We start from the raw sequence: 8,216 nt of genomic DNA on the forward strand, positions 1-8,216 counted from the left end.
ACATAGGTTTCCAAAGGGTTCTTGGCGTTTTTTTAATGCTGTACGGAACGGTGAATCGCTAAAAATAAGAACTGAAAAAGCTATACTTTGTCTTAATGGGATTAATTTAGTAAAATGAAATATTAAAGACTACTTAGAAATGAGTGAGGCATGAAATGGACTCCATAAAAATCAATACTGAATATATTACGCTTGGACAATTCCTGAAATTGGCCGATTTAATCCAAAGCGGCGGAATGGCGAAATGGTTCTTAAGTGAATACGAGGTTTACATTAATGGCGAATTAGACGTGAGAAGAGGCAGAAAATTAAGATCAGGTGATAAAATAGAGATTCCTGGATTTGGCACCTACACAATTACAAGCTAAAACATAAGGGAAGAGCGGAATATGTATATTGAAAATATAAGTTTGAAAAATTACCGCAACTATACCGAATTGAATCTGACTTTTGAGAATAAAGTCAATGTAATCCTCGGCGAAAATGCTCAAGGAAAAACAAATGTCATGGAATCTATTTTTGTTTTAGCAATGGCAAAATCTCATCGCACCTCAAATGATAAAGAACTTATTCGCTGGGATGAAGAGTATGCTAAAATAGAGGGAAGAGTTAGAAAGAGAAATACCTCAATACCACTTGAGCTGACCATTTCAAAAAAAGGGAAAAAGGCGAAGTGCAACCATATTGAACAAAGAAAGTTAAGTCAATATGTCGGAAATATGAATGTGGTCATGTTTGCGCCTGAGGATCTAAACCTTGTAAAGGGAAGTCCTCTAGTCAGACGCCGTTTTATAGATATGGAAATTGGCCAGGTTTCTCCCGTATACCTTCATGATATGAGCCAATATCATAAAATACTTCAACAAAGAAATCATTACTTAAAGCTTCTGCAGACCCGAAAACAAACGGATACGACGATGCTTGACGTGCTGACCGATCAATTTATTCAGTATGCAGCGAAAATTGTCGAAAGAAGATACGAGTTTCTTTTAAAGCTCCAGCAATGGGCAGAGCCGATTCATTCGGGGATCTCCAGAAATCTAGAAGTATTGAAAATCCAATATAAACCGTCGCTTGATGTATCAGAATCTATGGATTTGACGAAAATGATAGAAGTATACACAGAAAAATTTGATAAAATAAAAACAAGGGAAATTGAACGGGGTGTAACACTGGTAGGTCCTCATCGTGACGACCTGGTTTTTTTTGTGAATGACCGGGATGTCCAGACATACGGTTCACAAGGACAACAGCGAACGACGGCCCTGTCTTTGAAACTTGCCGAAATTGAGCTGATCCATGAAGAAATCGGCGAGTATCCCATTTTATTATTGGATGATGTGTTATCGGAACTTGACGATTTCCGCCAATCCCATTTACTGAATACAATACAAGGGAAAGTGCAAACATTCGTGACGACACCCTCCGTTGATGGAATCGATCATCAAACCCTAAGAGAAGCGTCCACCTTTTATGTTAGTCAAGGAAGTATAAAAAAGGTTAAATGATGAGGTGAATGTATGTATCTCCATATTGGTGAAGACATTCTTGTGAAAACGGACGATGTCATAGCCATTTTAGATAAGAAGCTGCTTCAGGCCTCTCCAATCATGAGTGAATTTTTGGAGAAAAAGTCTGATGTAACTTACCATTTAGCAAAAAACTCGGTTAAATCGATTGTAGTGACGGACAAACAGGTATATTATTCACCGCTTGCGTCGTCCACTTTGAAAAAGCGTTCACTGCAGCCATCGCTCTTAATCGATGATATAGATATTCTTTGAATTGTAGCTAAACGTATAATTACTCCTGAAAATTGATAAATGCCAAAAGAAAAGTGTAGGTGATACGTATGACAATGGAACAAAAAGAAGTACAAGCTCAGGCATACGATGAGAATCAGATACAGGTTTTAGAAGGCTTAGAAGCAGTTCGTAAACGTCCGGGGATGTATATCGGCACTACCTCTGCAAAAGGACTTCACCATCTTGTTTGGGAAATTGTCGATAATAGTATTGATGAGGCACTGGCTGGTTTCTGTACGGAAATCAAAGTGACGATTGAAGAAGACAATAGCATAACCGTAGTCGATAATGGTCGGGGAATTCCAGTGGGGATCCATGAAAAAATGGGACGCCCAGCTGTAGAAGTAATCATGACGGTCCTTCATGCGGGCGGTAAATTTGGCGGCGGAGGTTATAAGGTCTCCGGCGGTCTGCATGGTGTGGGGGCATCAGTAGTTAATGCCTTATCCACGGTATTGGAAGTTTACGTTCATCGTGAAGGTAAAATCCATTATCAGCAATTTAACCGCGGTATCCCAAAGGAAGATTTGAAAATCATCGGGGAAACCGATCATACCGGAACGACTGTACACTTCATTCCTGATGGTGAAATCTTCACGGATACCTTGGAATATGACTTTGATACATTAGCCACACGAATCCGTGAGCTTGCATTCCTGAATAAAGGGTTGAAGCTGATCATTGAAGATAAACGTGAAGAAGAAGAAAAAATCAGGGAGTTCCACTATGAGGGCGGTATCAAATCTTATGTTGAGCATTTGAACCGTTCTAAAGAGGTATTGCATGAGGAACCGATTTTCATGGAAGGCGAGAAAGATGGAATTTCCGTTGAATTGGCTTTGCAATATAATGACAGCTATATCAGCAATGTCTTTTCCTTTGCCAATAATATTCATACCTATGAAGGCGGTACACATGAATCGGGATTCAAGACTGCTTTGACCCGTGTCATCAATGATTATGCACGGAAAAATGGTCTTTTAAAAGAAGCGGATGCCAATTTCTCAGGTGAAGATGTCCGGGAAGGTTTAACGGCAATCATTTCGATTAAGCATCCTGATCCGCAATTTGAAGGTCAGACGAAAACCAAACTCGGAAACTCTGAGGTAAGAACGGTTACTGATTCCATTCTTTCGGAACGACTTGATGCCTTCTTATACGAAAATCCTGCCGTGGCCCGAAAAATAGTAGATAAAGGGCAAATGGCAGCGAGAGCCCGAATGGCTGCGAAGAAAGCACGTGAATTGACCCGGAGGAAAAGTGCTTTGGAAGTATCCAATCTACCAGGTAAATTGGCAGATTGTTCTTCTAAGGACCCGAGTATCAGCGAATTATACATCGTTGAAGGAAACTCTGCGGGAGGATCGGCAAAACAAGGGCGGGACCGCCATTTCCAAGCTATCTTGCCGCTAAGGGGTAAAATCCTGAATGTTGAAAAAGCGCGATTGGACAGAATCCTGCATAATGAAGAAATAGGTACGATCATCACAGCACTTGGAACAGGCATTGGTGATGAATTCAATACTGAAAAAGCCAGATACCATAAAATTGTTATCATGACCGATGCGGATGTGGATGGTGCCCATATCAGAACACTGATGTTGACATTCTTCTACCGGTATATGCGAAAAATCATCGAGTATGGATATATATATATTGCTCAGCCGCCACTTTTCAAGATTCAGCAAGGGAAAAAAGTGGATTATGCTTATAATGACCGCGAGCTTGAAGAAATCATGGCAAGTTTGCCAAGTACTCCAAAGCCTAACCTGCAGCGTTATAAAGGGCTGGGGGAAATGAATCCGGAGCAATTGTGGGAAACGACCATGAACCCAGAAACGAGAACGCTGCTTCAAGTCAGTTTGAAAGATGCTGCCGAGGCAGATGAAACTTTCGAGATGCTGATGGGCGACAAGGTCGAGCCGCGACGTAACTTCATTGAAGAAAATGCAATTTATGTAAAAAATCTTGATATCTGATTTTTTGACAGGATGCTTTTTACATCCTGTTCTTTACATAGTGCACGAACAGTTAAATTTAAATGAGAGTATAAGCTTTTAATAGGAGGTTGGCTCCATGTCAGAAAATGAAAGATCAGGTGTAAAAGAAATAAATATAAGTACCGAGATGCGGACATCGTTTTTGGATTATGCGATGAGCGTTATCGTGTCGCGGGCTTTGCCTGATGTAAGGGACGGTTTGAAACCGGTACACCGAAGAATTCTTTATGCAATGAACGATCTTGGAATGACTTCGGATAAACCATTTAAGAAATCAGCCCGTATTGTCGGGGAAGTCATCGGTAAATATCACCCGCATGGTGATTCGGCAGTATATGAAACGATGGTACGGATGGCGCAGCCTTTTAACTATCGCTATATGCTTGTAGATGGACATGGGAATTTCGGTTCAGTCGATGGTGACCAAGCTGCCGCAATGAGGTACACCGAAGCGAGAATGTCTAAAATCTCGATGGAGTTACTCCGCGATTTAAATAAAGATACGGTCAATTTCCAGGATAACTACGATGGTTCAGAAAGAGAACCAGCCGTCATGCCTGCCCGGTTCCCGAACTTGTTGGTGAATGGTTCATCAGGAATAGCGGTAGGAATGGCAACCAATATTCCGCCCCATCAATTAGGTGAGGTAATTGACGGCGTATTGGCTTTAAGTAAGAATCCTGAAATTACAATTCCAGAGTTGATGGAATATATTCCTGGTCCGGACTTTCCGACAGCCGGTTTGATTTTAGGGAGAAGCGGAATCAGAAAGGCCTATGAAACCGGTAAAGGGTCAATCATTCAACGGGCGAAAGTCGAGATTGAAGAGAAACCGAATGGTAAACAGGTAATCCTTGTTAAGGAAATCCCTTATCAAGTGAATAAAGCAAGATTGATTGAAAAAATTGCAGAACTTGCCCGAGATAAGAAAATCGAAGGCATCACCGACTTACGCGATGAATCGGATCGCAATGGCATGCGTATTGTCATGGAGCTTCGAAAGGATGTTAATGCGAATGTCCTTTTAAACAACCTGTATAAGCATACCGCGATGCAGACCACCTTCGGAATCAATCTGCTTGCTTTGGTGGACGGTCAGCCAAAGGTGCTGAATTTAAAACAATGCCTACGCTACTACTTGGAGCATCAGCAGGTAGTCATACGTCGCAGGACTGAATTTGAACTGCGGAAAGCGGAGGCCCGTGCCCATATTTTAGAAGGTTTGCGTATTGCACTTGATAATTTGGACGCAGTCATCTCGTTGATCCGCAGTTCCCAAACGACAGATATTGCCCGTGAAGGCTTAATGACACAATTCTCACTTTCCGAAAAACAGGCGCAAGCTATCCTGGATATGCGTTTACAGCGCTTGACAGGTCTGGAACGTGAAAAAATTGAAGATGAATATCAGGCATTAATGGCTATAATTGCAGAATATAAAGCAATTCTTGCTGATGAGGAAAAGGTTCTTGAAATTATCCGTGAAGAACTTCTTGAAATTAAAGAACGTTTTGATGATAAACGGAGAACTGAAATCACATTAGCCGGCTTTGAAAGCCTGGAAGATGAAGATTTAATCCCAGAGGAAAATATAATCGTGACACTTACGCATAACGGTTATATTAAACGCTTGCCTGCAACCACATACCGCAGTCAAAAACGCGGGGGGCGCGGAATACAGGGTATGGGCACGAATACAGATGACTTTGTCGGTCACTTGTTAACCACTTCGACTCATGACACTCTATTATTCTTCACCAACAAAGGTAAAGTCTATCGTTCAAAAGGATATGAAATACCTGAATATGGCAGGACGGCAAAAGGATTGCCGCTTATCAACCTGTTGGAAGTCGATAAAGGCGAGTGGGTCAATGCAATCATACCTGTGAAGGAATTTGCGGACGATTGGTATTTATTCTTTACGACCAGACATGGGATATCAAAGCGTACACCTTTATCGTCTTTTGCAAATATCCGTAATAACGGTTTAATTGCCGTTGGTTTACGTGAAGATGATGAATTGATCTCTGTCCGACTTACGAATGGAGAGAAACAGATCATAATTGGAACGAAGTCCGGTATGATGATTCGTTTCCCTGAGACGGATGTACGGACAATGGGACGTACTGCAGCGGGAGTAAAAGGGATTTCCTTAGGGACGAATGATGAAGTTGTCGGAATGGAAATTCTTGAAGATGATGAAGAAGTCCTGATCGTTACGAAAAACGGCTATGGAAAACGGACCTCTGCGGAGGAATACCGTATTCAAAGCCGTGGAGGCAAAGGAATAAAAACATGTAATGTCACTGAGAAAAATGGTGAACTTATAGCTGTGAAAACAGTTACGGGTGTAGAGGAAGATTTAATGCTGATTACAGCAGCTGGTGTATTGATCCGAATGGAAGTCGAAGGCATTTCTAAAACGGGCCGTAATACACAGGGTGTTAAGCTCATCCGACTCGAATCCGCAGATAATGAATATGTTTCGACGGTTGCCATCGTAGGAAGGGAAGAAGAAGAAGAAAAAGACATGGATATAGAAACGGTCACGACTCTAGATCCGGATTCTGATCCTGAACCTACCGTAATTGAAGAAAATGAAGAAACTGAAAAAGATACGGAAGAATAATCTTTTCATAAAAAAAGGGGTTCGGAATTTTAATTCTGAACCCCTTTTGAAATTCCCTTTGAATTTTAAGGCAAAGGGTTCTATCAAAAGTTAAAACAAAGTTGATTGGAGCGGGACTCCTGCGGGAAAGCGAGTACCTGTAGAGGAAATCAATGCTCAAATTGTATAGACCGTAAAAAAACTGTAGACCTTGCAATTAAGCTGGGTCTTTTTTTTGCGCATTAGCGGATTTCAAAATGATAATATGGGTAAAAAGACTCGTTAGCTTCGCATAAGCTTGCTAATGAATTGAATTTTTTTATGTATTTAATCATAATAAAGATAGTTTTTACCATATTTTTCAAGTAAAATGATACTCATTAATACTACCGAGGTGAAACGTTTTGCTAGTGAAAACTCGCTATTTAATTGAAGGCTGCATCCTCTCGAAAGAAATTAGAGGTCTTTCGAACCACCCCATTATGTATGAAAAAACAATATTGACCAAGCGATTGATTGAGGCTTTGCAAGCCTTTTTAATAACAGAGGTAAGCGTTGAAAAAACTTTGATTGATGGAAAGAAATTTCTGCCGAAAGAAGTAATGGATCCAGAATTGGATGAAATCGAAGAGTCATTGGATTTTACGGATTTGTATCTTAAGTCAGTAGAAACATATAAACGATTATTTAAAAATTGGCAGGCGGGCAGTGAAGTCGAGGTGGCCATGATTCGTTTAATCATGATTCCCCTTATGGATAAGGATTTAGAGGAACCAGGAAACATTTTGATGCTGCACCACTATTGCACTAAAGAAGAATATGTATATCATCATGCTATTTCCATTGGATTGATAGGAGGATATATTGCATATAAAATGAAATGCAATAGGGCTGATGTCTACCAAGCGGCAATTGGCGGATGTCTGGCAGATTGCGGGATGGCAAAGCTGTCACCAAGGTTATTAAATAAAACGGAAAGCCTGACAGCGGATGATTATGAGGAGATACATGCTCATCCTATTTTCAGCTATAAGATGATTAAAGATAGTTCAAGCATAAAGGATAGTGTGAAGTTAGCCGTTCTAGAGCATCATGGAAGGTTAGATGGAACGGGTTATCCCAAAAGATTGAAAACAAAGCCCATGAACCTATTCTCAAAAATCATTGCTGTTGCAGATGTATTTCACGCCATGACTTCCGAAAGGACATATAGAAAGAAACAATCACCGTTTAAGGTATTGGAGATGATCTTACATGATGACTTTGGTAAATTCGATATTGGGGTAGTTAAAACCTTGTTATCAAGCTTCGCTAATTTTTCCATAGGAAGCATGGTCAAACTGAACAATGGATTCATCGCTGAAATCATTTTCATTGATGCCTTCTCGCAAACAAGACCGGTCATAAAGGTGATGGATAGTGGACAAATTATCAATTTAGGATTAATCGTGAATTATATATAGAAGAAATACTATAAAGTTCAAAGAAAAAGTTTACTCTTAAAATGTATGCTTTTTCTTCTTGATTAGGTGTACAGTCATAGGATTTGAAATCTATGAATTCATGTATATTATTTATTTTAAAATAACTATTGCTTTTATTCCTGATACTAGATATAATAACTAAGTCGACAGCGAAAGAAAAAAAGTTGTTGACAAAAAATAATATAGTTGATATATTATTAAAGTCGTTTCTAAACGAACACGATAAATTGCTCTTTGAAAACTGAACAAAACAAAGCGCCAACGTTAAATTTTAAGTGAGCACACACTATCAAAAAAGCAAATGAGCAAGTCAAACATT

The 8,216-nt window shown here is 40.0% G+C and carries 6 protein-coding genes; all 6 read left to right on the forward strand.

Translation table 11 applies throughout. The features are described 5' to 3' along the window. Positions 1–155: 155 nt before the first annotated feature. Positions 156–368 carry a S4 domain-containing protein YaaA gene (gene yaaA, locus ACWF5P_RS20120; RefSeq protein WP_034316192.1) on the forward strand — a complete coding sequence of 71 codons (213 nt, stop codon included), beginning with the start codon at positions 156–158 and terminating at the stop codon, positions 366–368. Between the two features lie 21 nt (positions 369–389). After that, on the forward strand, positions 390–1,508 hold the full coding sequence (recF, locus tag ACWF5P_RS20125; protein ID WP_048687943.1) for a DNA replication/repair protein RecF: 1,119 nt from the start codon (positions 390–392) through the stop codon (positions 1,506–1,508). Positions 1,509–1,520: 12 nt separating this feature from the next. Then, positions 1,521–1,784, forward strand: a complete 264-nt coding sequence (gene remB, locus ACWF5P_RS20130; RefSeq protein ID WP_101223983.1) for an extracellular matrix regulator RemB — start codon at positions 1,521–1,523, stop codon at positions 1,782–1,784. 74 nt (positions 1,785–1,858) lie between these two features. Continuing rightward, entirely contained in the window at positions 1,859–3,784 is a 1,926-nt protein-coding gene (gene gyrB, locus ACWF5P_RS20135) for a DNA topoisomerase (ATP-hydrolyzing) subunit B (RefSeq protein WP_063577547.1), read from the forward strand. Positions 3,785–3,881: 97 nt separating this feature from the next. After that, a complete protein-coding gene (gene gyrA, locus ACWF5P_RS20140) occupies positions 3,882–6,434 on the forward strand; it encodes a DNA gyrase subunit A (protein WP_434168231.1) in 2,553 nt (850 codons plus the stop codon). 389 nt (positions 6,435–6,823) lie between these two features. Then, positions 6,824–7,876, forward strand: coding sequence for an HD domain-containing phosphohydrolase (locus ACWF5P_RS20145; RefSeq protein WP_434169748.1), 1,053 nt, complete (start codon positions 6,824–6,826; stop codon positions 7,874–7,876). Positions 7,877–8,216 lie beyond the last annotated feature (340 nt).

Source organism: Peribacillus sp. NPDC055009, from assembly GCF_053608705.1.

Coding starts and splice junctions, on each gene's coding strand:
- yaaA (WP_034316192.1), top strand. CDS start 156: ATGGACTCCATAAAAATCAATACTGAATATATTACGCTTGGACAATTC.
- recF (WP_048687943.1), top strand. CDS start 390: ATGTATATTGAAAATATAAGTTTGAAAAATTACCGCAACTATACCGAA.
- remB (WP_101223983.1), top strand. CDS start 1,521: ATGTATCTCCATATTGGTGAAGACATTCTTGTGAAAACGGACGATGTC.
- gyrB (WP_063577547.1), top strand. CDS start 1,859: ATGGAACAAAAAGAAGTACAAGCTCAGGCATACGATGAGAATCAGATA.
- gyrA (WP_434168231.1), top strand. CDS start 3,882: ATGTCAGAAAATGAAAGATCAGGTGTAAAAGAAATAAATATAAGTACC.